Source organism: Streptomyces sp. NBC_00454, from assembly GCF_041434015.1.
Lineage (GTDB): Bacteria > Actinomycetota > Actinomycetes > Streptomycetales > Streptomycetaceae > Streptomyces.
On the sequence record NZ_CP107907.1, the window covers coordinates 7,647,544 to 7,672,918 of the forward strand.

The following is a 25,375-nucleotide window of genomic DNA, read 5'->3' on the forward strand; positions in this document are numbered from 1 at the left end:
AGGGTCGGCCCAATGGCGGGGATCGGCAGGGCGAGCGGGGGCGCGGAGGCCGTGCCCGCCTCGCAGCAGGGCATGCGCCGGCAGAACCTTGCGGTGGTGATCGGTGCGGTCGCCGCGCACGGTCCGCTCTCCCGGGCGGACGTCGCCGGCCACACGGGCCTGACCAGGCCGGCCGTCTCCTCCCTGGTCGACGAGCTCATCGGCCGTGGCGCGCTGACCGAGACGGAGACCGCGCCCAGCGGACGCGTCGGCCGCCCCGGACGGGCACTGCTCCTGAACGACCGGGGTCCCGCGGGCCTCGGCCTGGAGATCGGCGTCACCCATCTCGCCGCGTGCGTCGTGGACCTGCGCGGTGAACCCCGGGTGTGGCGTCGGGTGGAGCGGGCCAACGCGGGCCGGCCGGCCGGAGAGGTGCTGGCGGAGGCCGCCGCGCTGGGCGCCGAGGCGGAGTCCGAGGCCGCGGCCCTGGGACTGCGCGTCGAGGGCCGCGTCCTGGCCGTGCCGGGGGTGGTGCCGAACGAGCCGGGCGGACTGATCGCGAACGCCCCCAACCTCGGCTGGCAAGCCGTCCGCCCCGCCGACCACTGGCCCGACCCCGACACCGCGCCCGAGCCGGAGAACGAAGCCAACCTCGGGGCGCTGGCCGAGCAGTGGCACCGGGGCAACCCCGCCGAGACCTTCGTACACGTCTCCGCCGAGGCCGGAATCGGTGCCGCACTGATCATCGGCGGGCAGCTGTTCCGGGGCGCCCGCGGCTTCGCGGGCGAACTCGGCCACCTGCCCGTCCATCCGGAGGGCGCCCCTTGCGCCTGCGGGGCACGCGGCTGCCTGGAGCAGTACGCGGGCGAAGCGGCCGTGCTGCGCGAGGCCGGGCTCGCGCACGTCGGCGACCCGGTGGCCCTCCTGGCCGAGCGGGCGGCCGCCGGGGACGCGGCGGCCCTGCGAGCCCTGGACCGCGCGGGCCGGGCCCTCGGCCTCGCCCTGACCTCGGCGGTGGACCTGATCGACCCGGACGGCCTTGTTCTGGGCGGCGCCTACGCCGAACTCGCCGACTGGCTCCTCCCGTCGGTACGCACCGAGCTGGCCGCCCGGGTCACCGTCCGGCCCTGGAACCCGGAGGCGGTGCGCCCCTCCGCCCTGGGGCGCCGCGGACCGGTGCTGGGCGCGGCGTGGTCGACCGTCCGGCAGATCATCGCCGATCCCGCCCGCCTGCCACAGCACTAGGTTCGCAGAAGGGCGACCGGGTCAGTCGTCGATGGCTCGCAGCGGGTCGTCGCTCAGGCTGGCGGCAAGCCACTGCTCCACGGCCGTGATGTGGACGGTCGTGGCGGCGGTGGCCAGCAGGGCGTCGCGTGCCTGGAGCGCGCCGAGGATCTGCTCGTGGTCCTGGTGGGCGTTGTCCAGTGCGTGACGGGTCCGGCTGCCGCGGACGATGCGGACGCGCTGGGTGCGGGTGGAGAGCACCTGCAGAAGCATCGACAGCACGGGGTTGCCGACGGCTTCGACGATCCTGAGGTGGAAGGCGATGTCGTGGGCGACGAACTCTTCCACGGTGGTGGCGGCCCGGGACCTGTCGAGGATCTCGCGCAGTTCCTGGAGGTCCTCCGGCGTCAGCAGGGCAGCGGCCAGCCCGGTCGCCTGCGGTTCCAGCAGTCGGCGCACCTGGATCAGTTGCAGTGCCGTGTGGCCCTGGGAGACGTCGGCGGCGAAGGAAAGGCTCTCCAGCAGGAGATGGGGTTCCAGGCTGGAAACGTACGTGCCGTCGCCCTGACGGGTGATCAGGATCCGCATGGCCGTCAGCGCCCGGACGGCCTCGCGCAGCGAATTGCGGGACAGGCCGAGTTGCGCGGCGAGGATCTCCTCCTTGGGCAGACGGGAGCCGGGAGCGAGTTCGCCGTCGAGGATCATCGCCTTGATCTTGTCGATCGCCTCGTCCGTCAGTGCCACTAACGTGCCTCTCAGTGCGGGGTGTGTACAGGGCGGTGGCTCCGCCGGACCCGGACCGGGGCCTGCGGAGCCGCTTGCGGGACGAGGCTATTCCTGCTTCTCACCGGACGCGAACCGGGAGATGACCAGGGCGACAATGATGATGGCGCCATTGAGGAACTGGTTCCACAGGGGCGGCACGCCCGCCAGCGTCATGACGTTGACGACGAGCTGGAGGGTGAGGACGCCGGTGAGGGCGCCGAAAACGGAACCCTTGCCGCCGTTGAGACTGACTCCGCCGATGACGGTCGCGGCGAAGACCTGGAAGATCCAGCCGCTGCCCTGTGTGGCGGAGATGGAGCCGTAGTGCCCGCTGTAGAGGACACCGGCGAACGCTGCGAGAACGCTGCCGAGGATGAGGACGACCCACACGGTGCGGTCGACGCGGATCCCCGCAGTGCGGGCGGCCTCGGCGTTGCCGCCGATCGCGTACAGTGCCCGGCCGTGCCGGAGCCAGGCCAGCGCACTGCCGCCGATCGCGAAGAGCAGCGCGCACACCCAGATCGCGGCGGGCACGCCCAGCCAGGACGCCCTGCCCAGGTAGGTGAAGGACGAAGGCAGCTCGACGATGGACTGGCCTTCGGAGAGGGCGACTTGCAGTCCGCGGAGCATCGTCAGGGCGCCGAGGGTGACGATGAAGCCGTTGAGGCGCAGCTTGAGGATGAGGAAGCCGTTGACGGCACCGATCAGCGCCCCGACCAGCAGGCAGAGCGGGATCGCCATCCACTCGGGGAAGAGGCCGAGTCCGGTGAACCGGCCCCCACTGGTGGGCAGGACCAGCCACACGGCGATGACGGGAGCCACGCCGATGGTGGACTCCAGGGACAGGTCCATCCGGCCGGCGATCAGGACGAAGGTCGTGGCGAGCACCAGCAGGCTCAGCTCGGTGGACTGCTGGGCCACACCGATCAGGTTGTCGGCGGTGAGGAAGGCCGGCGAGACGATGAACCCGATCAGGCCCAGGACGATGATCGCCGGGACCAGGGACAGTTCACGGAAGCGCCCGAGGCCGCCCCGGTGGCGGGCGGCGTCCGCCGCGGCCGGCACCGCCGTGCTCGGTGCGGGCTCGGTGAGATCTGTGGTGGCGGACATGACTACCTTCCGTGCTCGTCTGCGCCGGATGAGGCGGATGAGGTGGGTAGGGCGAATGTGGGAGTCGTGGTGGCAGGAGCCGGATCGCCGGCGACGCCCTCGATGGCGGCGACGAGGTCCTCGTCCCTCCATCCGTGGTCGAACTCGGCCACCACGCGCCCGTGGAACATGACGACGACCCGGTCGCAGACCTTGAGGTCGTCCAGTTCGTCGGAGACGATCAGCGCGGCTCTGCCGCCGTCCGCGACCTGCCGGATCCTGCCGAGCAGGAACTCCTTGGACTTGACGTCCACACCGTTCGTGGGGCGGATGGCCACGAGCACGTGCGGATCGGTGGCCAGGGCGCGGGCGACGACGACCTTCTGCTGGTTGCCGCCGGAGAGGGCGGAGACCGGGGTGGCGACGCCGGGAGTCTTGATGTCGAGGTCCCGGATCACGCGCTGCGCGAAGGCCCTGGTGCGGGCGGGCAGCACGATGCCGAACGGACCGAGCTGGTCGGTGACGGTGAGCGTCGCGTTCTCCGCCACGCTGCGATTGCCGACCAGCCCCTGGTGGTGGCGGTCCTCGGGTACCAGACCGACGCCGGCGGTGAGCGCGGACGGCACACTGCCGGTGCGCACGGCCTGGCCGCCGACAGAGATCCGGCCGCCCTTGGCACGGTGCAGACCGGCGACCGCCTCACCCACCTGCACGTTGCCGCTGGCGGTGGCGCCGGCGAGCCCGACGACCTCGCCGGAGCGTACGGAGAGGGAGATGTCCTCGCAGGCACCGGGCAGCGTCAGACCGTCGATCGCCAGCAGTTCCGTCGCGTCGGCCCGCGTGCCCGGGGGGCGGCCCGCGGTGGCGGTGACCGTGGAGGAGGACTCGCCGGTCATGGCCTCGACCAGGGCCGTCTGTCCGAGCTCGGTGACGGGTGCGGTGAGGATGTGGGCCGCGTCGCGGTAGACCGTGACCGTGGCGCAGAGGTCGTACACCTCTTGCAGGTGGTGGGAGATGAAGAGGAAGGCGACACCCTGGCGCTGGAGGTCGCGGAGCTTGTCGAAGAGGCGGCCGATGCCGCGGCCGTCGAGCTTCGCGGTCGGCTCGTCGAGGATGATGAAGCGGGCGCCGAACGACAGGGCCCGGGCGATCTCCACGAACTGCCGCTGCTCGACGGTGAGGTCCCTAGCCCGGGCGTCGACGTCGACGTCGACGCCGTACTCGCCGAGGAGCTCCTCGGCGCGGTGGCGCAGCCGCTTCCAGCGGATGGGCCGCAGCGGGGCGCCGCTCTGCCGGTTCAGGAAGAGGTTCTCGGCGACGGTCAGCTCACCGATGATCGTGGAGCGCTGGTAGACGCAGGCGACGCGGGAGCGCCAGGCGTCGATGTCGCCGAAGGCGGGGGCCGGTTCGCCCGAGAAGCGCAGGGCTCCGGTGTCGGGCTGCTGGAGGCCGGTGAGGATGGACACGAGCGTCGACTTGCCGGCGCCGTTGCGTCCGACGAGGGCGTGCGACTCGCCCGGGGCGATGGTGATGCGGGCGTCGCGCAGCGCGACGGTCGCGCCGAATCGTTTGCTGATGCCGGTCGCCTCGGCCACCGGGGCCGGAGTGCCGGGGCCGGTCGCCGGGGCGGTCGCGGTGTCCGCCATGGTGCATACCGTCCTTCGTGTAAGGAGGCTGGGGGGGTGTGTGCGCCCGGGGCTGCAGGGCTACGGAGAGAGGCCGCGGTCGGGGGACGGGGGGCGTCCGTTCCCGACCGCGCGCGGGGACGGGGCCGGTAGGCCATCAGCCGACGTTGTTGCCCCACAGGGTCTTGTCGTCGACGTTGTCCTTGGTGACCAGCGGAGCGGGGAGCTGGTCCTCCAGGCCGTTGGGCAGCTTGATGATGGTGGAGTCGTGGTCGGTCGTGCCCGGCTGGAAGGTCTTGCCCTCGGCGGCGGCCTTGGCGTAGTACAGCGCGTACTTGGCGTAGAGGTCGGCGGGCTGGGAGATGGTGGCGTCGATCCGGCCCTTGCGGATGGCGTCGAACTCCTGCGGGATGCCGTCGTTGGAGACGATGCTGATGTGGCCCTTCTGCCCGGCGGGCTGGAGCAGGCCCTTCTGCTCCAGCAGGGCGAGAGTGGGCTGCAGGAAGACACCGCCCGCCTGCATGTAGATGCCGTTCAGGTCCGGGTGCTGCGCGAGCAGGCTCTGCAGTTTGGCGGAGGCCACGTCGCCCTTCCAGTCGGTGGGCAGCTCGAAGACCTTGATCTGCGGGAACTTCGTCTTCATGCACTCCGCGAACGCCTCGGACCGGTCGCGGCCGTTGATGGAGTCAAGGGCGCCCTGGAGCTCGGCGACCTTGCCCTGGCCGCCCAGCTGCTTGCCGAGGAACTCGCACGCCTTGGTGCCGTATGCCTTGTTGTCGGCTCGGACGACCATGTAGACATCGCCCTTGTCGGGTCTGGTGTCGACGCTGACCACCGGGATCTTCTTCGACGCGAGGGTCTCCAGGGTCGAGGCGATGGCACCGGTGTCCTGAGGTGCCATGACGACGGCCTTGGCGCCCGTGTTCTGGAACACCTGCACGTTGGCGACCAGCTTGGTGACGTCGTTCTGCGAGTTGCTCAGCGGCAGCGCGTTGATGCCGTCGGTCTTGATGCCGTTCTTCACGTACTGCGCGTAGGAGTTCCAGAAGTCGGAGTCGGAGCGGGGCAGGTCGATGCCGATGGCAGTCCTGTCGCCTCCCGAGGCGGCCGAGGAGGGGCTCTCGCGGTTGCACGCGGTGGTGAGACCCAGCAGCGCGAGGACGGCGGTGGCGGCTGCGGCGGTGGAGCGGGTGAGAGTGTGCTTCATTGCCGTGTTTCTCTCCTTGTCCGGGGGGCGCGGCGACGGTCGGGGGGACGTACGCGCCGTGTGGAAGGCGGTGGGGGGCGCCGGACGGCGCACCGAATGATCCGGCCATTCCTCCGATGTATCTCGGACGGGACGTTACGACGACGTTGCCGAGGTTGACAAGAGTGCGCGCCTGGCTTGATGGGACGGGCCCTCGTCCCGCGGGGCGTTGCGGTAGCGCCGGATCCCATCTGACCCCGTGTTATGTCCGACTACTCGCGAGGCGATGGTGTTTCGGGAGACGTGTGCGGACGGCTTCGGAAGAGTCGCCCCAAGGGGGTGTCCGTCGACAACGGCGAGGAAATACATCCGAGGAATCCATTGTCAGGTGCGATCTCCGCGTCTATGTTCGCTGTGGCCCGCGATACATCCGATGAATGACCGTGCGGATGGCCGGAGCCCTGGCGAACGGCCCGTACCGGCGCACCTCAGGTAGCCCGCCCGTACGGCCGATCCCCAAGACGAAACCGAAACCTGTCCGGCAAGGGAGCTGCCCGGTGAAACTGCTACGAGTCGGATCCCCAGGTGAAGAGCGGCCGGCGGTACGCGTCGACGACGGTCGGCTGCTGGACCTCTCCTCCGTGACCCGGGACATCGACGGTGCCTTCCTGGCCTCCGGAGGGATCGACCGGGCCCGCGCGGCGGTCTCGGCGGGGGAGCTGCCCGAACTGGACCGGGACGGCCTGCGCATCGGGCCGCCCGTCACCCGCCCAGGCAAGGTCGTCTGCGTCGGCCTGAACTACCGCGATCACGCCGCCGAGACAGGCGCGGCGCTTCCCGCGCGTCCGGTGGTGTTCATGAAGGACCCGGGCACGGTCGTCGGCCCGAACGACGAGGTACTGATCCCCCGTGGATCGGTGAAGACCGACTGGGAGGTCGAACTCGCAGTCGTCATCGGCCGCCGGGCGCGCTACCTGGACGGACCGGATGCCGCGCGGGCCGTGATCGCCGGGTACGCGATCAGCAACGACGTATCGGAGCGGGAATTCCAACTGGAGTACTCACCGCAGTGGGACCTGGGCAAATCCTGCGAAACCTTCAACCCGCTCGGCCCGTGGCTGGTCACCGCCGACGAGGCCGGCGACCCGCAGGACCTCGGCCTGCACCTGAACGTCAACGGCGTGAAGCGGCAGGACGGTCACACCAGCAACATGATCTTCACCGTCGACCACATCGTGTGGTACCTGAGCCAGTACATGGTCCTGGAGCCGGGCGACGTGATCAACACCGGTACGCCCGCGGGCGTGGCCCTGGGGCTTCCCGGCACCCCCTACCTCCGCCCCGGCGACACGGTCGAGCTCTCCGTCGACGGCCTCGGCAGCCAGCGCCAGATCTTCGCCCAAGCGTGAAAGGCAGCACCACCTTGACTGCAACCACCGCCCGGATCACCGCCGTCGACACCTACGACATCCGCTTCCCCACCTCACGGGAACTGGACGGATCCGACGCGATGAACCCGGACCCCGACTACTCCGCCGCCTACGTCGTGCTGCGCACCGACGCCGGCGACGGGCACGAAGGACACGGCTTCACCTTCACCATCGGACGCGGCAACGACGTCCAGGTCGCCGCGATCGACGCACTGCGACCCCATGTCATCGGCCGCTCCGTCCACGAGCTGTGCGCCGATCCGGGATCGGTCAGCCGCGACCTGATCGGCGACAGCCAGCTGCGCTGGCTCGGCCCCGAAAAGGGCGTGATGCACATGGCGATCGGCGCCGTGGTCAACGCCGTGTGGGACCTGGCGGCCAAGCGGGAGGGCAAGCCGCTGTGGCGGCTGCTCGCCGACGCCTCGCCGCAGTGGCTGGTCTCCCAGGTCGACTTCCGCTACATCTCCGACGCCCTCACCCCCGAGGACGCCCTCACGCTCCTCCACGAGGGCCGCACGGGGCTCGCGGAACGCGAGGCGACCCTGCTGGAGCGCGGATACCCCGGCTACACCACCTCCCCGGGCTGGCTCGGCTACACCGACGAAAAGCTCACCCGGCTGGCCAAGCAGGCCGTCGCCGACGGCTTCACACAGATCAAACTCAAGGTCGGCGCCGACCTGAGCGACGACATCCGGCGGCTGCGCGCCGCCCGCGGCGCCGTAGGTGACGGCATCCGCATCGCCATCGACGCCAATCAGCGGTGGAACGTGCCCGAGGCGATCAGGTGGACCCAGGCGCTCGCCGAGTTCGACCCGTACTGGATCGAGGAGCCGACCAGCCCCGACGACGTACTCGGCCACGCGACCGTACGGCGGGCCGTCGGCCCCGTGAAGGTGGCCACCGGCGAGCACGTGCAGAACCGGATCGTCTTCAAGCAGCTCCTCCAGGCCGGCGCGATCGATGTCCTCCAGATCGATGCGGCGCGGGTCGGCGGGGTCAACGAGAACCTCGCGATCCTGCTGCTCGCCGCGAAGTTCGGTGTCCCGGTGTGCCCGCACGCCGGCGGAGTGGGGCTGTGCGAGCTGGTGCAGCACCTGTCGATGTTCGACTACCTGGCCCTCTCCGGAAGCACCGAGGACCGCGCCATCGAGTACGTCGACCACCTCCACCAGCACTTCGTCGATCCGGTGGTGATCCGGGACGGCCACTACACCGCCCCGCTCGCCCCCGGCTTCTCCGCCACCATGCGTGCGCAGTCCATCGCCGAGTACCTCTACCCGGACGGCACGTTCTGGGTGGCCGACCGCGCCGCGCAGGAGGAACTGGCATGAGCGAACTGACCGGCCTCAGGGCGCTCGTCACGGGCGGCGCGTCCGGTATCGGGCTCGCCACGGCCCGCGCACTGGCGGCGCGGGGCGCGGCCGTCGCCGTACTCGACCTCGATCCGGAAGGCGTGAGCGAACCGCTGCTCGGCCTCAAGGCCGACGTCAGCGACGACGCCTCCGTACGCGCCGCCGTGGAGGAGGCGGCCACGCGGCTCGGCGGCATCGACATCCTCGTCAACAACGCGGGCATCGGCGCCGCCGGCAACGTCGAGGACAACCCCGACGAACAGTGGCACCGCGTCCTGGACGTCAACGTCCTCGGCATGGTCCGCACCACCCGGGCCGCCCTGCCCCACCTGCGCCGGTCCGCACACGCGTCCGTGGTCAACACCTGCTCCATCGCGGCCACCGCCGGACTGCCGCAGCGCGCCCTGTACTCCGCCAGCAAGGGCGCCGTGCTGTCCCTCACCCTGGCCATGGCCGCCGATCACGTCCGTGAGGGCATCCGCGTCAACTGCGTCAACCCCGGCACCGCCGACACCCCGTGGGTCGCCCGGCTGCTCGACGCCGCCGACGACCCCGAGGCCGAACGGGCCGCGCTCAACGCCCGCCAGCCCATGGGCCGTCTGGTGACCGCCGACGAGGTGGCGGCCGCCATCGTCTACCTGGCCGGTCCGGCCGCGGCGTCCGTCACCGGCACCGCGCTCGCCGTGGACGGCGGCATGCAGGGACTGCGGCTGCGCCCGGCGGCCCAGTCGTGAGGACCACCGGGCTGGGCGGCGGCGCGGTGACGGTCTCGGAGCTGGCCCTGGGCTGCGCGGCCCTCGGCAACCTCTACCGCCCGGTCACCGACGAGGCCGCCCACGCCACGGTGGACGCGGCCTGGGACGCCGGGGTCCGTACCTTCGACACCGCCCCCCACTACGGACTGGGCCTGTCGGAACGACGGCTCGGGGCCGCCCTGCAGGGCCGCCCCCGCGACAGCTACACCCTCTCCACGAAGGTGGGCCGGCTCCTCGAGCCGGACCCGCGGGGCATCCCCGGAAACGACCTCGGCCACGGCTTCGCCGTCCCGTCCACCCACCGCCGGGTCTGGGACTTCACCGCCGACGGAGTGCTGCGCTCCCTCGAGGCGAGCCTGGAACGCCTCGGCCTCGACCGCGTCGACATCGCCCTGCTGCACGACCCCGACGACCACGCCGAGCAGGCGCTGCGCGAGGCGTACCCGGCCCTGGAGCGGCTGCGCGGCGAAGGCGTGGTCGGGGCGATCGGCATCGGTATGAACCAGTGCGCCCTGCCCGCCCGCTTCGTGCGCGAGACCGACATCGACGTGGTGCTCCTGGCCGGCCGCTACACCCTCCTGGAACAGGACGGGCTCGCCGAACTGCTCCCGGAGGCGGCCGCCCGCGGCCGCAGCGTCATCATCGGCGGAGTCTTCAACTCCGGGCTGCTGACCGCCCCCCGGCCGGGAGCCACCTACGACTACGCGCCGGCTCCGCAGCCGGTCCTCGAGCGGGCGCTGCGGCTGCTGGCGGTCACCGAGCGCCACGGCGTGCCGTTGCGGGCCGCCGCGCTGCGCTTCCCGTTCGGTCACCCGTCCGTGGCGAGCGTCCTGACCGGCGCCCGTTCCCCCGAGGAGGTGCGCGACACCGTGGAGCAGCTGCGGCGCCCGATCCCGGACGCCTTGTGGGACGAGCTGCGCGCCGAGGGCCTGCTGGACCCGGACACCCCCGTCCCCGTCCCGGCACCCATCGGGGAAACCCCGTCGCCGAAGGAGCCGTCATGAAGGTCGCCCTGCACACCAAGGTCCGCGCCGACCGCATCGAGGAGTACGACGCCGCGCACCGGCAGGTGCCCGAGGAACTGACCGCCGCCATCCGCGCCGCGGGGGTGAGCGAGTGGACCATCTGGCGCAGCGGCACCGACCTGTTCCACGTACTGGAGGTCCAGGACTACCAGGCGATGATCGCCGCACTGGAGAAGCTGCCGGTCAACATTGCCTGGCAGGCGCGGATGGCCGAGCTGCTGGACGTCGTCCACGACTACTCCGAGCAGGGCGCGGACACCACGCTGCCGGTGGTGTGGGAGCTGTGACCGGGGTGGACCACGGGCCGGGAATCGTGGACGCCCACCACCACGTGTGGGACCTGTCCGTCCGCGACCAGGACTGGATCACCGGGCCCGAACTCGCCCCGCTGCGACGGAACTTCTCCCTCGCCGACCTGACACCGCAGGCCCGCGCGGCCGGCGTCACCGCCACCGTGCTGGTGCAGACGGTCACCGCGGCGGAAGAGACCCCCGAGTTCCTGGCCATGGCCGCACGCAGCGACCTGGTCGCCGGGGTCGTCGGCTGGACCGACCTGACCGCACCCGACGTCGCCGACGCTCTCGCCGGGCTGCGTGCCGGCTCCGGTGGGGAGCACCTGGTGGGGATGCGCCACCAGGTGCAGGGCGAGCCGGACCCCCGCTGGCTCGTGCGCCCGGAGGCACTGCGCGGCCTGAGCGCGGTCGCCGAGGCCGGACTCGTCTACGACCTCGTGGTGCAGCCGCACCAACTCGAGGCCGCCATCGACGCCGCGCAGCGTCTTCCCGGCCTCACCTTCGTCCTCGACCACCTCGGCAAGCCGCCCATCGCGTCCGGCGAACTCGCACCCTGGGCGGAGCGGATCGGGCGCCTCGCCGCGCTCCCCAACACCGTCTGCAAACTCTCGGGCATGGTCACCGAGGCCGACTGGGACTCCTGGACGGTCGATGACCTGAGGCCGTACGCCGACACCGTCCTGGACGCCTTCGGCCCCGGGCGGCTGATGTTCGGCTCCGACTGGCCCGTCTGCCGGCTCGCCGCCACCTACGCCCAAGTCGTCGCCGCCGCCGGAGAGATGACGGACGGACTCAGCCCGGCCGAGCGCCACGAGGTCTTCACCGGCACGGCCGTGCGGACCTACGGCCTGACCATCACGGAACCCCCGGACCCGCCACAGGACCCCCCGCCCCAGGACACCCCATGCGCATAGCCCTCTTCATCACGTGCTTCAACGACACGATGTTCCCCCGCACCGGCCAGGCGGTGACCGCACTGCTGGAACGCCTCGGTCACACCGTCGAGTTCCCGCAGGGCCAGACGTGCTGCGGCCAGATGCACTTCAACACCGGCTACCGGCCCGAGACCCTGCCCATGGTGGGCCGCTTCACCGAGGTCTTCGAGGGCTACGACGCCGTCGTCGTCCCCTCCGGGTCCTGCGCGGGCATGGTGCGCGACCACCACCGGGTGGTGGCCGCCCAGTACGGGGACGCCGCCCTCACCGAGGCGGTCGAGCGAGTGGCGCCGACGGTGTACGAGCTGTCGGAACTCCTCGTCGACGTCCTCGGCGTCACCGACGTCGGCGCGTACTTCCCGCACCGCGTCACCTACCACCCGACCTGCCACTCGCTGCGCATGCTCCGCGTCGGCGACCGGCCGCTCGCACTGCTGCGCGCCGTGAAGGGCATCGACCTCGTCGAACTGCCCGACGCCGAGTCCTGCTGCGGCTTCGGCGGCACCTTCGCGCTGAAGAACGCGGACGTGTCCAACGCCATGCTCGCCGACAAGATGCGCCATGTCCTCGGCACCGGGGCCGAGTTCCTGTCCGCGGGCGACAACTCCTGTCTCACGCACATCGGCGGCGGCCTGTCCCGCCTCCGTACCGGCGTCGGAACGATGCACCTGGCCGAGATCCTGGCCTCCACGGAAGGGGACCCGCGGTGAGCGGCGCCGACAACGTCGTATGGCTGGGCACGCCGGCCTTTCCCCAGGCGGCGCGTACCGCGCTCGCGGACACCCAACTGCGGGCGAACCTGCGCCGGGCCACCGGCACCATCCGGGACAAGCGGCTGGCGGTCGCCGCGGAGCTGGAGGACTGGGAGGAACTGCGGGAGACGGCGGCAGCCGTCAAGCGTCACACCCTGCGCCACCTCGACCACCATCTTCTTCGCCTGGAGAAGAGCGTGACCGCCGCGGGCGGAGTGGTCCACTGGGCGGCGGACGCCGCGGAGGCCAACCGCATCGTCACCGACCTGGTGCGCGATACGGCCGAGAGCGAAGTCGTCAAGGTCAAGTCGATGGCGACCCAGGAGATCGGCCTCAACGAGGCGCTCGCCGAGGCCGGCATCCGCGCCTACGAGACCGATCTCGCAGAACTCATCGTCCAGTTGGGCCGCGACCGCCCCTCCCACATCCTGGTGCCGGCCATCCACCGCAACCGCTCCGAGATCCGGGAGATCTTCCGCCGCGAGATGGGGGAGTGGGGAAGGCCGGCTCCCGAAGGGCTCTCCGACGATCCCCGCGATCTCGCCGAGGCTGCCAGGCTCCACCTGCGGGAGAAGTTCCTGCGGGCCAAGGTGGCCGTCTCGGGCGCCAACTTCGCCGCCGCCGACACCGGAACGGTCGTGGTGGTGGAATCGGAGGGCAACGGGCGGATGTGCCTGACCCTGCCCGAGACGCTGATCACCGTGATGGGCATCGAGAAGGTCCTGCCGTCCTTCGCCGACCTGGACGTCTTCCTCCAGCTCCTGCCCCGCTCGTCGACGGGCGAGCGCATGAACCCGTACACCTCCCTGTGGACCGGCGTCACCGAGGGCGACGGCCCGCAGAACTTCCACCTGGTCCTCCTCGACAACGGCCGCACCGCGACGCTGGCCGACGAAGTGGGCCGCCAGGCCCTCGCCTGCATCCGCTGCTCGGCGTGCCTGAACGTCTGCCCGGTGTACGAGCGCACGGGCGGCCACGCCTACGGGTCCGTCTACCCCGGCCCGATCGGCGCCGTACTGACCCCGCAGCTCGTCGGCATCGGCAGTGACATCAAAAGCGGGGCGGCCTCCCTGCCCTTCGCCTCGACCCTCTGCGGCGCCTGCTACGACGCCTGCCCCGTGAAGATCGACATCCCGGAGGTGCTGGTCCACCTGCGCGCGAAGGCCGTGGAGGCAGGGCGGCGCGGCCGCCGCCTGCCCACCGTCGAGGCGCTCGCCATGAAGGCCGCGGGCGCCGTCATGTCCTCCCCGCGCCGATTGGCCGCGGCCCAGAAGCTCGCCGGCCTCGGGGCCCGGCTGGTGGCCCGCGACGGCCGGATCGGCGCCCTGCCGGGTCCGTTCGCCGGCTGGTCCGCCAGCCGTGACACACCCGTGCCGCCCAGGGAAACGTTCCGCGCCTGGTGGCGCCGGACGAGAAGACCCGCGCATGCGGACAGCTCCGCGACGGTGGAAGGGAAGGGACGAGGATGAACGACCGCGAGAGCGTACTGAGCGCGGTGCGGGCAGCCCTGGCCGGGGTGCCCGGATCGGAGGACCCCGACGACATACCGCTCCCGGACAACCCGCGCGCCGACCACGCGGGACCGGACGTCATCGGGCTCTTCGCCGAACGCGCCGCCGAATACCGCGCCACGGTGGTCCGGGTTCCCGCTGCCGGTGTGGCGGCGGCCGTCGGGCGCGCGCTGGCCCGCACCGGGGCCCGGTCCCTGGTGGTGCCGCCCGGGTTTCCCGAGGACCTGCTCCCGGAAGGGCCCTGGACGCGGCTGGAAGACGCTCCGCCGCTGACCGTGGGGCAACTCGACGGGGCGGACGCCGTGGTCACCACCGTCGCCGTCGCGATCGCCGTCACCGGCACCGTGACCCTCGACCACGGACCCGGCCAGGGGCGCAGGGTCCTCACCTTGCTGCCGGACCAGCACGTCTGCGTGGTCCGGGCGGACCAGATCGTGCCCGACGTCCCCGACGCGCTGAGCCGGCTCGACCCCTGCCGGCCGCTCACGCTCATCTCGGGCCCCTCGGCCACCAGCGACATCGAGCTGGACCGTGTCGAGGGCGTGCACGGGCCCAGGACGCTGGACATCGTCCTGGTCGTGGACGCATAGCGCCCGGTGCGCTGCCCCCTCCCCCCCTCCCCCTCACCCGCTCACCGAACAGACCGCTTCCCCCTGCCCATTCACTCTCCAGGAGTCGAAGATGTCCTCCTCCCCCCTCAGCCGACGCTCCCTGATCAAGGCCGCCGCCCTCGCCGGCGGCGCCGTGGCGTTCGGTCTCCCACAGGTCGTGTGGCCCGCCACCGCCCAGGCGTACGGCGTCCCCTCGAAGCTGGACTGGTGGTACCAGGCCAGGTTCGGCATGTTCATCCACTTCGGGTCCTACTCCTACCGCGGCCACGGCGAGTGGGCGTTCTCCAGCGAGAACTGGAACAAGGCCGACTACCAGGCCCAGGTGACCACCCCGTTCAACCCGGCGAGCTTCAACGCCGCGAACATCGCCGAACTGGCCAAGAACGCCGGCATGAAGTACCTCGTGATCACCGCCAAGCACCACGAGGGCTATGCGATGTGGGACTCCAACGTCGCGGGCTTCACCGACACCACCGGCACCAAGCAGTACAACCTGCACGACTACAAGGGCTTCCAGCCCGACCTGCTGGCCCAGCTGAAGACCGAGTGCGAGAAGCGGGGCGTCAAGTTCGGGCTCTACTACTCGATCCTGGACTGGAGCCACCCCTCCCAGACCATCAACCGGAGCACCCTCTTCTCCGACATGTCCTCGCAGGCCGCCCGCACCGCCTATATCAACGACATGAAGGCCCAGCTGCAGGAACTGCTCGACCGCTACGACCCGGCGGTCCTGTGGTTCGACGGCGACTGGTGCGCCAACCCGGCCGCCCCCACGCTCACCGACTGGTGGACCAAGGCCGACGGCGAGGACCTCTACAGGTGGCTGATGGCCCGCAAGCCCGGACTCGTCGTGAACGAACGCGTCAAGCGCGACCTCGGCCTGGGGGACTTCGCCTGCCCGGAGCAGACCGTGCCCGTCACGCCGCTGGACCGGCCGTGGGAGACCTGTGCCACGATGAACGGCCAGTGGGGCTACACCGACTGGGCCGAGAACAACTACAGGCCGGTGAAGGACATCGTCCAGGAGATGGTCACGGTCGTCTCCCGGGACGGCAACTACCTGCTCAACATCGGCCCCAAGGGCGACGGCACCGTGACCGCCGGAGCGACGACGGTACTGACCGGGCTGGCTTCCTGGATGGCCACCCACGCCGACAGCATCCACGGGACCAGCGGCAGCCCCTTCGCCGTCGAGCCGTCGTGGGGCAGGATCACCAAGAAGGACGGCAAGCTCTTCGCCCACGTCTTCACATGGCCGACGGGCGGCACCCTGCAGGTCCCGGCGGTCCAGAACACCATCAGCCGCGTCTACTTGATGAGCAATCCCTCGGTTTCGCTCGCCTACACGGTCAGCGGCGGCCAGATCAACGTCAGCGTGCCGGCCACGGCGCCCAACGCGAACGACTCCGTGGTCTGCGTGGAGGTCAGCGGCATGCCGGCGGTCCTCGCGGGCGGCGTCTACCGGCTGGTCAGCGCGCAGAACGGCAAGGCCCTCGACAACGCCAACACCACCACCGAGGGCGGCCAGGTCGCCCAGTGGGCCCCCAACGGCGGCACTCCCCAGCAGTGGACGGTCACCGACCTGGGCCACGGCTACTACAAGCTGGTCTGTGTCCGCAGCGGAAAGGCCCTCGACGACAACGGCAGCACCTCCGACGGCACGGTGCTGGTCCAGCGCACCGACGGCGGCGGTCAGGGCCAGCAGTGGGCGGTCGCCGCGCTGGGCGGGGGTGCGTTCCGGCTCACCAACCGGCACAGCGGAAAGGTCCTGGACAACGGCTACGCGAGCGGGGACGCAATCCCGGTCATCCAGTGGTCCTCCAACGGCGGCCCCGCGCAGAACTGGAACCTGACCAAGATCGGCTGAAAGCGCGCCCGGGGTGGCGTGCCGAGGGCACGCCACCCTGCCTCACACCCCGCCTCAGACGGAGAAGGTGACGCGCGCGAGCCGCACCGTGCCGCGCAGTCCGAGGCGCACTTCGTGCACACCGGCCGCCACGCCGACGGGGGCGCTCACGGTGGCGTAGTCGTACGGACCGGCCGTGCCCGGGGACAGCGCGAGCACGGCCAGCACCGGACCGTCACCCAGTGAGAGTTCGACCGTGCCCTCACCCGCGGCCTCCACCGTGATCCCGGCAGCCCCCTTCGTGAAATCACAGTCACGGAACACCAGCTCGCCCGCACTCCGGCCGGCCACAGGGGCGACGGAGTCACCCGAGGTCTTCGTACGGTCCACGATCTCGGTGCCGCTCTGGTCGTCGAAGTCCACCGCGTCCAGGCCGGCCGCCATGACCGGCCGGGGGAGGGACGGCTCGCCGTCGAGCTCGACGGTCCGGGTGAGGCGGATGTCCTCGCTGGACGCCCCTACGAGGATCTCGTAGGGACCCGGTGCCACCCGCTGACGCCCCTGCGCCACGTCCCAGAACGCGAAGGCCGACATCGGCAGGCTGAAGGCGACCTCCGTTACCTCGCCGGGCGCGAGCGTCACCCGCCGGTGCGCGGCCAGTTCCCTGCGGGGCCGTGGCAGCGAGGGGTCCACGGCCCGGGTGTAGAGCTGGGCGACCTCGTCCGCGGTGACGTCACCGGTGTTGGCGACCGTGAAGGACACGTGCATCGTCCCGTCCTCGACGCGGGTCGTGAGGCCTTCGTAGGAGAAGGACGCGTACGACAGGCCGTGGCCGAAGGGGAAGAGGGGCGTGCCCTCGAAGTAGAGGTACGTCTGACGGCCGCCGATCACGTCGTATTCGAGGAGGTCGGGCAGGTCGCGGTCGTCGGCGTACCAGGTCTGCGGGAGGCGGCCGGCGGGGGAGACGTCGCCGGCCAGGATCCGGGCCAGGGCGCTGCCGGCCGCCTGGCCGCCGTGGGCCGTCCACAGCAGCGCCGGCACCTCGGCGTGATCGACCGCGTACGGGTACGCCGACACCAGAGCCAGCACCGTGTTCGGGTTGGCCGCGCGGGCCGCGCGCAGGAGTCGCTCCTGGTGGGCGGGCAGGGCCAGGGTCGTACGGTCTTCGGTCTCGCGTCCGTTGATGTGCGGATCGTTGCCCGCGACCACCAGGACCACGTCCGCCTGCGAAGCGGCCCGGTGCACCGCGTCCTCGCCCCTCTCGACGAAGACGACCTCGAAGATCTCCCCGCTCCCGGCGGCAACCTTCAGGCCGTCGGCGGCGACAGAGACGGGGAGGCCCGTAGCGACGTGCCGGAGGAGGTGCCCGTTCCCGTGCGGTTCCAGGCGGAACGTCTCCTGGACGACCCACCCTCCGGGCTGGTCGGCGGAGGCCCGGACACGGCCGTCCTCGGCGACGGAGAGGTAGCGGCCGTCGGGGGCGCGCAGGGTCGCCGCGCCCTCGCCCCAGTCGACGAGGGAGAGCTCGGTGCCGGTCGCGCCGGTGGTGAGCGGGGGCAGGTCCGTCCGGCCCGCGAGCAGGGCCGGGTCGAGGGCGCCCGCGGCGCCGCGCACCTCGTCGTCGGCGACCGCCTCGGGTACGTGCAGGAAGGTTCCGGCCGAGGTCTTCAGCAGGATCCGGTCCGCGCCCTCCGCGAACCGCACCTCTTCCGGGCCGAACCGCTCGTACAGGCCTGCCAGCGGCGTGGAGCGGTGCAGGAGCGTGCCGCTGTACCAGTCGAGCTTGCACTCGTCGGCGAGCGGGCCGACCACCGCGATCCGGGTGCCGGACGCGAGCGGCAGCAGGCCACCGCTGTTCTTGAGCAGCACGACGGCCTGCTCGGCCGCCTCCTGGGCGAGGGCCCGGTGGGCCGGGGTGTCGAAGTCCGCGGTGAGCGCGTGGGGGTCGTGTTCCGGGTCGAACTCGCCGAGGCGGAAGCGGACCGAGAGCTGGCGGCGGACCGCCACGTCGATGTCCGGCTCGGTCAGCAGGCCCTGCGCGAGTGCGCCGCGGATCCGTGCGGTGATCTGCGAACTGTCGGTGCCGTGGTCGGTGAAGCTGTCGACGCCGGCCAGCAGCGCGGCGGCCGTCGCTTCCTCGTGGGTGTCGAAGTAGTGCTCGGAGTCGACCAGGTTGGAGGGCGCGCCCGCGTCCGAGCAGACCAGCAGCTCCTCGTCTGTCCAGGTGCGCAGATGCTCGCGCAGATACGGCGACACGTGGTTCGGGCGGCCGTTGACCAGGTTGTACGCCGGCATCACTCCGGCCACGGCGCCCGCCTCGACCGTCTCGCGGAAGGCGCGCAGGTCGTATTCGTGCAGGACGCGCGGGCGGACCGAGGAGGAGGTGACGTCGCGGCCCGTCTCGTTGTTGTGGGCCAGCCAGTGCTTGAGGACGGGCGCGGTGCGCCAGTACGCCGGGTGCTCGCCGCGCAGCCCGCGCGTGTAGGCGGTGGCGATGGCCGAGGTGAGCTTCGGGTCCTCCGAGTAGCCCTCCTCGTTACGGCCCCACAGGGGGTGGCGCAGCAGGTTCACGGTCGGGGCCCAGACGTTCAGCCCCACGCGGTCGTCGCGGGTGCGCATCGCGCGGACCTCCTTGGAGACCGCCTCGCCGACCCGTCGTACGAGATCCGTGTTCCAGGTCGTGCCCAGGCCCACCGCCTGCGGGAAGACGGTGGCCGGGCCCATCCAGGCGACGCCGTGCAGGGCCTCCTGACCGGTGCGGAACGCGGCGACGCCGAGCCGCTCCACGGCGGGCGCGAACTGGTGCAGGAATCCGATCTTCTCGTCGAGCGCGAGCCGCGACAGGAGGTCGTCGATGCGCTTCGCGAAAGGAAGCGTCGGGTCGCGGAAAGGTGGTGGTGTGTGTGGCGTATGTGCGGACACGCGGGATCCCCTTGAGGTGGAGCGGCAGGTGCTTTCGAAGCGCTTCGATGCTCGTCAGGCATCAGGGTGGGCGTCAAGGGATCCATGCCCTTGCCTCAAGCAGCGCATGCGAAGAGTCTCTTTCCGGCCGCGGGGGAATCTTGGAAGCCACCCTTGTGCGCCCCTGGGTGTTCACTTAACCTCACTGCAACATCGAAGCGCTTCGACTGTAATGCGCGTCGCAGTGGTCGGATGTCCGCTTCAGCTGAGTCAGTTCCAGTCACGACACCGCAGCCGACGGCCCCACCGCCGGGTGACCAGGTGCGCCATGAAGGGTTGACGCAATGACGCCGAATGCCGCCTCCTCCGGACCGAGCCGGAGAAGCTTCCTCGCCTCCACGGCGGTCGCCACCGCGGCGGTGGCCGGGGGAATGCCGCTGCTCACCGCCTGCGGCGGCTCGGGCAGCGGGACGCCCAACGGGACCACGGCGGGCAAGGGCGCCGACAAGCTGCTCCCGACGTACGTCGCCAGCACGGTCGCCAAGCCGGACCTTCCTTCGAAGAACGGTTCGTCGGACGGTTACATCGCCAAGGTCGACCTCGCGGCCCTCGCCGCCTCGGTCCCGGCCAAGCTCGGCACCGGCGTTCCCCTCAAGATCATGTCCCCGCTCTGGGGCACCCCGCCGAAGGCCGGGTGCGCGTACTACGAGGCGGTCGACGCGGCGGCTGGCACCAAGGTCACCTGGCAGAATCAGGACGGCAACACCTACGGCGAGAAGCTCGGCGCCGTCCTCGCCTCCAGCTCCGTACCCGACATGGTGGTCGTGGCCAACTGGCACCTGGTCGGCAAGATCGCGAACGCGGTCACCGCGAAGTTCATGGACCTCGGCCCCCACCTGGCGGGCGACAAGGTCAAGAAGTACCCGAACCTGGCCGCGATTCCGTCCGACGCCTGGCGCATGGGCATCTTCGGCGGCGCGCTGCGCGGTATCCCGATGCCCGCCGCCTCCGCGAACTTCATCGTGCCGTTCTACCGCAAGGACCTCTTCGACAAGAAGGGCTGGTCCGTACCCAAGTCGGCCGACGAGTTCCTCAGCTGGGCCAAGGACGCCACCAGCGCCAAGGCCAAGGTGTGGGCCTGCGGTGACATGAGCTGGCTCTCGGGGAGCATCTTCGGCGCCTGTCCCAAATGGAACATCGACGACGACGGCAAGCTGAGGTACGCCATCGAGCGGCCCGAATACCTCGAGGCCCTGGAGTGGACCCGCAAGCTGTTCGACGCCGGTGTGGTCCATCCCGATGACATCGCGCGCTCCGGCGACTCGGGACAGCGCTTCACCGCCGGAGAGATCCTGGTCTTCAACGGCGACATGTCCGCCTGGTACCAGAAGACGGCCGAACAGGCCCAGGCCAACCCGGGCTTCCAGATCGACGCCATGGACATCTTCGGCGCCGCCGGCGGCAACCCGACGCTGTGGGCGTCCTCGCCCGCCATCATCTGGTCGCTGATCAGCAAGGACGCCTCGAAGGAGACCGTGGAGAACGCGCTGGCCGCGGCCAACTTCTCGGCCGCTCCCTACGGCACCAAGGAGCGGATGCTCGTCGACTACGGCGTCGAGGGCACCCACTACACGGTCAGGGACGGCGTCCCCGTCAAGACCGACCAGGGTAACTCCGAGCTGATCAACGCCTGGACGATGCTGGCGGCCCCGGCTCCCTACTACGCCCACCCCGACTTCCCCGAGGTCGCCCGCAAGCAGGTCGAGTGGCAGCAGCGGATGGGGGCCTTCATGAAAAAAACGTCCATATACGGCATGACCATCGTCGAGCCGACCCGCTACGCCAACCTCGCCAGCCAGCACGAGCAACTGCAGATCGACTACGTGCGGGGCAACAAGAAGCTCTCCGACGTGCAGGCCGCCATCTCCACCTGGAGGTCCTCCGGCGGCGACGAGCTGCGCGACTGGTACAAGAAGCTCCTCGACGAGAACGGCAGCGGCAACTGATGTCCCTCACGGCCGGGAGCAGGCCCGACGGGACTTGTTCCCCCGCGGCCGTCGAGAAGCCGACGCCGGTCGCGCTCGCCACCGCGGGGACGAAGGCCGGGGCCGCCACCGCGGGGACGAAGGTGCGGGCGCCGGGCGGGAAGAGCAAGGGCGGCACGGTCGCGTTCCGGATCCGGCTGCGCCGTGACCGTGCGCTCATCCTGATGACGGTGCCCGTCATCCTGCTGCTGTTGCTCTTCAACTACCTCCCGCTGCTCGGCAACATCGTCGCCTTCCAGGACTACGACCCGTACGTCTCCAGCAACGGCATCACGGCGATCTTCCACAGTCCCTGGGTCGGCTTCGAGCAGTTCTCGCGGATGTTCGAGGACCCGCTGTTCTGGAGCGCCACCAAGAACACCCTCCTCCTGTTCGCGCTCCAACTGGTGCTGTTCTTCCCGGTCCCCATCGCCCTCGCGCTGCTCATCAACAGCGTGATCCGGCCCCGGGTGCGGGCCGTGGCGCAGGCGATCATGTATCTGCCGCACTTCTTCTCGTGGGTCCTCGTCGTCACCGTGTTCCAGCAGCTCTTCGGCGGCGCGGGCGTCATCGCCCAGACCCTGGAGCAGCACGGGTGGAGCGGCTTCGACCTGATGACCAACGCGGACCTCTTCAAGTACCTGGTCACCGCGCAGTCCGTGTGGAAGGACGCCGGCTGGGGGATCATCGTCTTCCTCGCGGCCCTGTCCGCCGTCAGCACCGACCTGTACGAGGCCGCCGCCATGGACGGCGCGGGGCGCTGGCGCCGCATGTGGCACGTGACGCTGCCAGCGCTGCGCCCGGTGATCGCGCTGCTGCTCGTCCTCAGGGTGGGCGACGCGCTGAGCGTCGGATTCGAGCAGTTCCTGCTCCAGCGGGACGCGGTCGGCGCGGGGGCCAGCGAGGTTCTCGACACGTACGTGTGGAACATGGGCATCCAGAACGGCGACTTCAGCTACGCGGCCGCGGTCGGCCTGGCCAAGGGGCTCATCGGAATCTGCCTCGTCCTGGGCGCGAACAAGTTCGCGCACCTGCTGGGCGAGCAGGGGGTGTACAAGAAATGAGCCTCAACACACAGCTCGTCCGCAGCCTCAAGGCCCCCGCCCGCCCCGTGTGGGAGGAGTCGCCGAGCAAGGCGGGACTCGCCGCCAAGAGCGGCTTCCTCCTTCTCTGCTGCCTGGGGGTGCTCGCTCCGCTGTGGATCGTGATCGTCACCAGCCTCTCTCCCAAACCCGTGATCGACCGGGTCGGCGGCCTCGTCGTGATCCCCCGGGGCATCACCTTCGTCAACTACACCGAACTGCTCGGCGGTGGCCAGGTCAGCCGGGCGATCATGGTCTCGGCCGGTGTCACGCTCTTCGGCACGCTGTTCTCGATGACGGTGTCGGTGCTGGCGGCCTACGGCCTGTCGCGGCCGGGGAGTCTGGGCCATCGGTTCTTCCTGATGACCATGATGGCGACCATGTTCTTCGGGGCCGGCCTCATCCCGACGTATCTCCTGGTGCAGTCGCTGGGGCTCACCGACACCTATCTGTCGCTGGTCCTGCCGAGCGCGGTCAGTGTCTTCAACATCCTGGTCCTGCGGGCCTTCTTCATGGGGATCTCACCCGAACTCACCGAGTCTGCCCGCATCGACGGGGCCGGCGACCTGCGCATCCTGCTGACCATCATCATGCCGCTGTCGCGCGCCGTGCTGGCCGTCATCTCGCTGTTCTACGCGGTCGGCTACTGGAGTTCCTGGTTCAACGCCTCCATCTACCTCTCCGACCAGGAGATGATGCCGCTGCAGAACGTGCTCATCCAACTGGTCCAGAAGCACACCGAAGCGCCGACCGGCCTCCAGCAGGCGGTCCGCACCGGACAACTCTCCTCGCTGGGACTGCAGATGGCCGTCATGGTCCTCGCGCTGATCCCCGTCGCGATCGCCTCCCCCTTCGTCCAGCGGCACTTCAAGAAGGGCATGCTCACCGGCGCAGTCAAGGGCTGAAGCCGCCCCCTCCGGTCCGCCTCGCCACCGACCGCTGCCGCCCGCACTACGAGGAGCCCCTCCGATGCCCGACCTGAGCGATGCGACACGAGGCCGTCTGCTCTTCGGCGGCGACTACAACCCGGAGCAGTGGCCCGAGGAGACCTGGCACGAGGACGTGCGGCTGATGAAGGCGGCCGGGGTCAACTCCGTCACCCTCGGCGTCTTCTCCTGGTCGACGCTGGAACCGGCGCCCGGCGCCCGGGAGTTCGGCCGACTGGACACGCTGATGGACCTGATGCACGAGAACGGCATCGGCGTCGTCCTCGCCACCCCGACCTCCTCGCCACCGCCCTGGCTGGGCCGGCTCCACCCGGACACCCTGCCCGTCACCGAGGACGGCCGCACCGAGTGGTGGGGCGGCCGCCAGCACTTCTCGCACTCCAGTGCCACCTACCGGCGCTACGCCGCCGCCATCACCGAGGACCTCGCCGCCCGCTACGGCGGCCACCCGGCGCTGACGATGTGGCACATCAACAACGAGTACTGCACCTTCGACTACGGCGACGAGGCCGCGGCGGCCTTCCGCCGCTGGCTCCGCGAGAAGCACGGAACCCTCGAAGCCCTCAACGAGACCTGGGGCACCGCCTTCTGGAGTCAGGGCTACGACACCTGGGACGGCATCCTGCCGCCCCGCCTGCCCCACTACATGCGCAACCCCACCCAAGTGCTGGACTTCCGGCGCTTCACCTCCGACATGCTCCTGGAGTGCTACGCCGCCGAGCGGGACATCGTCCGCAGCCACACCCCGCACCTGCCGGTGACCAGCAACTTCATGCCGCTGTGGGTGGGCCAGGACGCCTGGCGCTGGGCGCAGGAGGAGGACGTGGTCTCCGTCGACATCTACCCGGATCCGCGCGACCCGCTGGGTGCCCAGAGCGGCGCCCTCGTCCAGGACATGACCCGCTCCCAGGCGCGCGGGCCGTGGATGCTCATGGAGCAGGCCGCCGGGCCCGTCAACTGGCGGGGCGTGAACCACCCCAAGCCCCGGGGACTGGGCCGGCTCTGGTCCCTCCAGGCCGTGGCCCGGGGCGCCGACGCCGTCTGCTACTTCCAGTGGCGCCAGTCCCGCCAGGGCGCGGAGAAGTTCCACTCCGGCATGGTCAGCCATGCCGGGGAACATGGCCGTACCTTCCAGGAGGTCAAGCAGCTCGGAGCGGATCTGGAGCGGATCGCCTCCGGGGTGAGCGGCCGGAACGTCACCGCGGACATCGCGGTCCTGCACGACTGGAACGCCTGGTGGGCCGGAGCCCAGGACGGCCGACCGTCCAAGCTGGTGGACTACCCGGACATCCTGCGCGCCTGGCACCGGGCGCTGTGGCAGGCGCACTTCACCACGGACTTCGCCCACCCCGAGCACGACCTGACGCCGTACGCCGTGGTCGTCGTGCCGCAGCTGTACGCGCTCACCGACGCGGCGATCGACAATCTCCTCGCCCACGTCCGCCGGGGTGGCACCCTCGTCTGCGGCTTCCAGACCGGCGTCGCCGACCAGGACGACCGGGTCCGCGCCGGCGGCATGGATTACCGGCTGCGCGAGCTGTTCGGCATCCGCACCCTGCACGAGTGGTGGCCGCTGGACGCGGGGGAGAGCGTCACCTGCGAGGGCTTCAGGGCGTCCCTGTGGTCCGAGGAGCTGGAGGCCGACGGCACCGCCGAGGAGACCGCGGCGTACAAGGGCGGTGAACTGGACGGACTGCCCGCGGTCCTGCGCAAGGGCCGGGCCTGGTACCTCTCCACGCTCCCGGAGCCGGAGGCGCTGCGCGACCTGCTGGCCGGGATCGCCTCCGCCGCGGGCGTCCGGCCGGTGCTCGAAGGCCTCCCCGAGCAGGTCGAGGCCGTCCGCCGGGGCGAGGCGCTGTTCGTGCTCAACCACGGCCGCGAGCCGGTGACCGTCGAGGTGCCCGGCACCCACCACGACCTCCTGACCGGGACGGCCGTGACCGACCGGGTGACCCTCGGCCGCCGCGGCGTGGCGGTGCTCCGGTCGTCGAAGCCATGACTTCTTCCGGTGGCGCCCACCCGATCGATCGCGTCGCCGGAGAG

At 70.8% G+C, this 25,375-nt stretch carries 20 protein-coding genes; 15 read left to right on the top strand and 5 right to left on the bottom strand.

Features of this window, described 5'->3' with window-relative positions:
- Positions 1-12 precede the first annotated feature (12 nt).
- On the top strand, positions 13-1,224 hold the full coding sequence (locus OHU74_RS34940) for an ROK family protein (protein ID WP_371614159.1): 1,212 nt from the start codon (positions 13-15) through the stop codon (positions 1,222-1,224).
- Positions 1,225-1,245: 21 nt separating this feature from the next.
- Here the strand turns inward: OHU74_RS34940 and OHU74_RS34945 are convergent, their stop codons facing one another.
- The 4 genes from OHU74_RS34945 to OHU74_RS34960 all read right to left on the bottom strand — a co-directional run bounded on the left by OHU74_RS34945 (position 1,246) and on the right by OHU74_RS34960 (position 5,889).
- Positions 1,246-1,947, bottom strand: coding sequence for a FadR/GntR family transcriptional regulator (locus OHU74_RS34945; RefSeq protein ID WP_371614158.1), 702 nt, complete (start codon positions 1,945-1,947; stop codon positions 1,246-1,248).
- Positions 1,948-2,034: 87 nt separating this feature from the next.
- Positions 2,035-3,078 carry an ABC transporter permease gene (locus tag OHU74_RS34950; protein ID WP_371614157.1) on the bottom strand — a complete coding sequence of 348 codons (1,044 nt, stop codon included), beginning with the start codon at positions 3,076-3,078 and terminating at the stop codon, positions 2,035-2,037.
- Between the two features lie 2 nt (positions 3,079-3,080).
- Positions 3,081-4,703, bottom strand: coding sequence for a sugar ABC transporter ATP-binding protein (locus OHU74_RS34955; RefSeq protein WP_371614156.1), 1,623 nt, complete (start codon positions 4,701-4,703; stop codon positions 3,081-3,083).
- Positions 4,704-4,839: 136 nt separating this feature from the next.
- Positions 4,840-5,889 carry a sugar ABC transporter substrate-binding protein gene (locus OHU74_RS34960; RefSeq protein ID WP_371614155.1) on the bottom strand — a complete coding sequence of 350 codons (1,050 nt, stop codon included), beginning with the start codon at positions 5,887-5,889 and terminating at the stop codon, positions 4,840-4,842.
- 536 nt (positions 5,890-6,425) lie between these two features.
- On the opposite strand from OHU74_RS34960, the gene OHU74_RS34965 reads away from it, so the two are divergent.
- The 10 genes from OHU74_RS34965 to OHU74_RS35010 all read left to right on the top strand — a co-directional run bounded on the left by OHU74_RS34965 (position 6,426) and on the right by OHU74_RS35010 (position 16,399).
- Entirely contained in the window at positions 6,426-7,277 is an 852-nt protein-coding gene (locus OHU74_RS34965) for a fumarylacetoacetate hydrolase family protein (RefSeq protein ID WP_371614154.1), read from the top strand.
- A gap of 14 nt (positions 7,278-7,291) precedes the next feature.
- Positions 7,292-8,629: an L-fuconate dehydratase gene (locus OHU74_RS34970; protein WP_371614153.1), complete on the top strand. Its 1,338-nt coding sequence runs from the start codon at positions 7,292-7,294 to the stop codon at positions 8,627-8,629.
- On the top strand, positions 8,626-9,384 hold the full coding sequence (locus OHU74_RS34975) for an SDR family NAD(P)-dependent oxidoreductase (protein ID WP_371614152.1): 759 nt from the start codon (positions 8,626-8,628) through the stop codon (positions 9,382-9,384). The genes OHU74_RS34970 and OHU74_RS34975 overlap by 4 nt, the downstream gene beginning before the upstream one ends.
- Entirely contained in the window at positions 9,381-10,409 is a 1,029-nt protein-coding gene (locus tag OHU74_RS34980; RefSeq protein WP_371614151.1) for an aldo/keto reductase, read from the top strand. The genes OHU74_RS34975 and OHU74_RS34980 overlap by 4 nt, the downstream gene beginning before the upstream one ends.
- Positions 10,406-10,717 (top strand): L-rhamnose mutarotase, encoded by a 312-nt coding sequence (locus tag OHU74_RS34985; protein WP_371614150.1) that lies wholly within the window; start codon positions 10,406-10,408, stop codon positions 10,715-10,717. The genes OHU74_RS34980 and OHU74_RS34985 overlap by 4 nt, the downstream gene beginning before the upstream one ends.
- Positions 10,714-11,637, top strand: a complete 924-nt coding sequence (locus tag OHU74_RS34990) for an amidohydrolase (protein ID WP_371614149.1) — start codon at positions 10,714-10,716, stop codon at positions 11,635-11,637. Before OHU74_RS34985 ends, OHU74_RS34990 begins: the two co-directional genes overlap by 4 nt.
- Complete coding sequence (locus OHU74_RS34995) at positions 11,628-12,368, top strand: (Fe-S)-binding protein (protein ID WP_371614148.1); 741 nt, start codon at positions 11,628-11,630, stop codon at positions 12,366-12,368. The genes OHU74_RS34990 and OHU74_RS34995 overlap by 10 nt, the downstream gene beginning before the upstream one ends.
- Complete coding sequence (locus OHU74_RS35000) at positions 12,365-13,879, top strand: LutB/LldF family L-lactate oxidation iron-sulfur protein (RefSeq protein ID WP_371614147.1); 1,515 nt, start codon at positions 12,365-12,367, stop codon at positions 13,877-13,879. The genes OHU74_RS34995 and OHU74_RS35000 overlap by 4 nt, the downstream gene beginning before the upstream one ends.
- A complete protein-coding gene (locus tag OHU74_RS35005) occupies positions 13,876-14,511 on the top strand; it encodes a lactate utilization protein C (RefSeq protein ID WP_371614146.1) in 636 nt (211 codons plus the stop codon). The genes OHU74_RS35000 and OHU74_RS35005 overlap by 4 nt, the downstream gene beginning before the upstream one ends.
- A 91-nt stretch (positions 14,512-14,602) precedes the next feature.
- The gene (locus OHU74_RS35010; RefSeq protein WP_371614145.1) at positions 14,603-16,399 is read left to right on the top strand and encodes an alpha-L-fucosidase; all 1,797 of its coding nucleotides are present in this window, start codon (positions 14,603-14,605) and stop codon (positions 16,397-16,399) included.
- Positions 16,400-16,453: 54 nt separating this feature from the next.
- Here OHU74_RS35010 and OHU74_RS35015 read toward each other — a convergent pair whose 3' ends face one another.
- Positions 16,454-19,300 carry a glycoside hydrolase family 3 C-terminal domain-containing protein gene (locus tag OHU74_RS35015; RefSeq protein WP_371614144.1) on the bottom strand — a complete coding sequence of 949 codons (2,847 nt, stop codon included), beginning with the start codon at positions 19,298-19,300 and terminating at the stop codon, positions 16,454-16,456.
- A 323-nt stretch (positions 19,301-19,623) separates the two neighbouring features.
- On the opposite strand from OHU74_RS35015, the gene OHU74_RS35020 reads away from it, so the two are divergent.
- The 4 genes from OHU74_RS35020 to OHU74_RS35035 all read left to right on the top strand — a co-directional run bounded on the left by OHU74_RS35020 (position 19,624) and on the right by OHU74_RS35035 (position 25,331).
- Entirely contained in the window at positions 19,624-21,285 is a 1,662-nt protein-coding gene (locus OHU74_RS35020) for an extracellular solute-binding protein (protein ID WP_371614143.1), read from the top strand.
- Complete coding sequence (locus OHU74_RS35025; protein ID WP_371614142.1) at positions 21,285-22,367, top strand: ABC transporter permease; 1,083 nt, start codon at positions 21,285-21,287, stop codon at positions 22,365-22,367. Before OHU74_RS35020 ends, OHU74_RS35025 begins: the two co-directional genes overlap by 1 nt.
- A complete protein-coding gene (locus OHU74_RS35030) occupies positions 22,364-23,290 on the top strand; it encodes a carbohydrate ABC transporter permease (protein WP_371614141.1) in 927 nt (308 codons plus the stop codon). Before OHU74_RS35025 ends, OHU74_RS35030 begins: the two co-directional genes overlap by 4 nt.
- 64 nt (positions 23,291-23,354) lie before the next feature.
- A complete protein-coding gene (locus OHU74_RS35035; RefSeq protein WP_371614140.1) occupies positions 23,355-25,331 on the top strand; it encodes a beta-galactosidase in 1,977 nt (658 codons plus the stop codon).
- The last annotated feature ends 44 nt before the right edge of the window (positions 25,332-25,375 follow it).